This is a genomic window from Variovorax sp. 20P10.2.4, from assembly GCF_058244205.1.
This window is the reverse complement of record NZ_JBZAYE010000797.1, coordinates 1-2935: the sequence shown is the minus strand read 5'-3', so window position 1 is coordinate 2935 and position 2935 is coordinate 1. Positions and strand designations below refer to the sequence as shown.

Annotated in this window: 3 protein-coding genes; 1 reads left to right on the top strand and 2 read right to left on the bottom strand. The window is 68.0% G+C overall.

Features of this window, described 5'->3' with window-relative positions:
- Positions 1–232: 232 nt before the first annotated feature.
- The gene (locus AC27VN_RS37685; protein ID WP_490879961.1) at positions 233–2047 is read right to left on the bottom strand and encodes a glutamine--tRNA ligase/YqeY domain fusion protein; all 1815 of its coding nucleotides are present in this window, start codon (positions 2045–2047) and stop codon (positions 233–235) included.
- Between the two features lie 137 nt (positions 2048–2184).
- Here AC27VN_RS37685 and AC27VN_RS37680 point away from each other — a divergent pair, with 137 nt between their 5' ends.
- Complete coding sequence (locus AC27VN_RS37680; RefSeq protein ID WP_093341198.1) at positions 2185–2532, top strand: hypothetical protein; 348 nt, start codon at positions 2185–2187, stop codon at positions 2530–2532.
- Positions 2533–2614: 82 nt separating this feature from the next.
- Here the strand turns inward: AC27VN_RS37680 and AC27VN_RS37675 are convergent.
- The coding region (locus AC27VN_RS37675; protein ID WP_490879960.1) for a LytTR family DNA-binding domain-containing protein at positions 2615–2935 on the bottom strand (321 nt) is incomplete at its 5' end.

Sequence of the window (2935 nt, the reverse complement as noted above, 5' to 3'; positions counted from 1 at the left end):
CTTCGGGCGGCTGGGGCTTGGCGGCACCGGCCTTTTTGGTCGCCGCCGTGGCGGGCAGGGCGAGCAGGGCGGCGGTGCCGATCAGGAGCGTGCGGCGGCCGGAGAGCGGAGCATGAAGGATGCGTGACATGGGCCGCATTGTGGCGTCATGGCCCGCGCCCGATTGTCGGAAAGCACCATGAAAAACCGGGGCACGCAGCCCCGGTTCATGGTGCGGCAAGAGCGCCGGGGCCTACTTGCCCCAGCTGTCGCGCATGCCCGCCGCGCGGTTGAACACGCGCCGGCCGTCCTCGGCCGCCTTGGCGTCGAGCACGAAGTAGCCATGGCGCTCGAACTGGAAGGCCGCTTCGGGCTTCGCGTCGGCGAGCGAGGGCTCGACATAGGCCGCGCAGACCTCGAGGCTGTGGCGGTTGAGCTCCTCGAGCAATTCGCCGCCGCCGGGGTTGGCTTCGGAGAACAGCCGCTCGTAGAGCCGCACCTCGGCCTGCACCGCATCGGCCACGGCCACCCAGGTGATGTTGCCCTTGACCTTGATCGCGTCGGCGCCCGGGGTGCCGCTCTTGGTGTCGGGCACCAGCTTTGCCTGCACCTCGATGAGCTTGCCCTCGGCATCGCGCGTGGCGCCGGTGCACTCGATGACATGGCCGTACTTGAGCCGCACCTTGTTGCCGGGGAACAGGCGGAAGAAGCCCTTGGGCTGCACGTCCTCGTAGTCGGTGCGCTCGATCCAGACCTCGCGGCCCAGCTTGAAGGCGCGCTTGCCGAGTTCGGGATGGTGCGGATGGATCGGTGCCGAGCAGTCGTCGAGCGCAGCGTCGCCGCCCATGAGTTCACCCCAGTTGCTGATGACCAGCTTGACCGGGTCGAGCACCGCCATCGCGCGCGGCGCCACGGGGTCGAGGGTGTCGCGCAGCGCGGCCTCGAGCGCGGCGTAGTCGATCCAGCCGCCCGACTTGGTGGTGCCGCTGCGTTCGCAGAACAGGCGCAGCGCCTCGGGCGTGTAGCCGCGGCGGCGCAGGCCGGCCAGCGTGGGCATGCGCGGGTCGTCCCAGCCGTCGACATGCTTTTCCTCCACCAGCTGGCGCAGCTTGCGCTTGCTGGTGAGCACGTGCGTCACGTTGAGCCGCGCGAATTCGTACTGGCGCGGATGCGGGCTGGCGATCAGGCCGCCTTCGGCGAGGCGGTCGAGCAGCCAGTCGTAGAACGGGCGCTGGTCCTCGAACTCGAGCGTGCAGATGCTGTGGGTGATCTGCTCGAGCGCGTCCTCGATCGGGTGCGCATAGGTGTACATCGGGTAGATGCACCACTTGTCGCCGGTGTTGTGGTGCGTGGCCCGGCGGATGCGGTAGAGCGCCGGGTCGCGCATGTTGATGTTGGGGCTCGCCATGTCGATCTTGGCGCGCAGGGTGGCGGCGCCGTCGGCGAGCTTGCCGTCGCGCATCTCGCGAAAGCGCGCGAGATTCTCCTCGGGGCTGCGGCTGCGGTACGGGCTGTCGGTGCCGGGCTTGCCGAAGTCGCCGCGGTTGGCGCGCACTTCATCGGCCGATTGCTCGTCGACATAGGCCAGGCCGGCGCCGATCAGGTATTCGGCCGCGCGGTACATGAAGTCGAAGTAGTCGCTCGCGAAGTACTCGTGCGGCTGCATCACGCCGGGTGCGCTGGGGCGGTCGGCCAGGTAGGTCTCGTAGCCGAGCCATTCCACGGCGTCGCGGATCGAGTCGACGTACTCCTGCTCTTCCTTCTCGGGGTTGGTGTCGTCGAAGCGCAGGTGGCAGACGCCGCCGTATTCGCGCGCCAGCTCGAAATTCAGCCAGATGCTCTTGGCGTGGCCGATGTGCAGGTAGCCGTTGGGTTCGGGCGGAAAGCGCAGGCGGACCCGGGCCGGGTCGTTCATGCCATGGGCGTGGTGTTCGGCATCGCCCGGAGCCCCACCCCAGCGGCGGCCGGTGTAGGCGCCCTGGGCGAGGTCGTTTTCGATCACGTGGCGCAGGAAATTGCTGGGTGCGGCGGGTGTTTTTGCGACGTCTTTGTCGGTCGGGGAGGTCATCGACGCATTCTAATTTGGGGGATCTTCAGGTTACCTTTGGCAACGCTCTTCACAATGCGGCGGGCAACCACTTTGCATTTGGCGCGTTCAATACGTACATGGGCAGTGAATGCCTTCCCTACAAGGAGTCCAACATCATGAGCGTCACCCGTTCTACCTTCTTCAAGTGGGCCGCCGCAGGCGTCGTCGCCGCCGGTGCCCTGTTCGCGGCCACCTCGGCCAGCGCTCGCGGCGACGTGAGCTGGTCCATCGGCGTCGGCGTCCCCGGCGTGGCGGTGGGCGTGGGCGGCCCCGCCTACTACCCGGCACCGGTCTATGCGCCGCCGGCTCCCGTCTACTACGCCCCGCCGCCGCCGGTGTACTACCGCCCGCCGCCGGTCTATTACCGTCCGGCCCCGGTGTACTACGCGCCGCCGGCCTACTACGGCCCGCGCTATTACGGTCGCGGCTACTACCGCGGTCATGGCCACGGCCACTGGCGCTGAAATGCCACGCTGAATGTGAGCAAATGAAAAAGCCGGTTCTTCGGAACCGGCTTTTTCTTTGGGCGACGCATCGGCCCGGATTTCACATCGCGCGAAACAGGTGGGCGTAGAGCCGGCTGACCGGAATCCGCTCGGGCCGCCCGCGCAGGTCGAGGGCGAGCTTGCCGGTCTCGTCGCGGTGCACCGCCTCGATGGCCGAGGCGCGCACGACGACCGCCCGGTGCACCTGCCAGAAGGTCTGCGCATCGAGCTGCGGCAGCAACTGCTTGAGCGGCGTGCGGATCAGGTATTCGTGGTCCGCGGTCAGCACCCGCAGGTATTTGTCGGCGGCCTCGAAGTACAGCACCTCGTCGATCGGCACCATGCGCACCGTGCTGCCGCCGGCGTCGCTGGCGGCGATCAT

Coding starts and splice junctions, on each gene's coding strand:
- AC27VN_RS37680 (WP_093341198.1), top strand. CDS start 2,185: ATGAGCGTCACCCGTTCTACCTTCTTCAAGTGGGCCGCCGCAGGCGTC.
- AC27VN_RS37685 (WP_490879961.1), bottom strand. CDS start 2,047: ATGACCTCCCCGACCGACAAAGACGTCGCAAAAACACCCGCCGCACCC.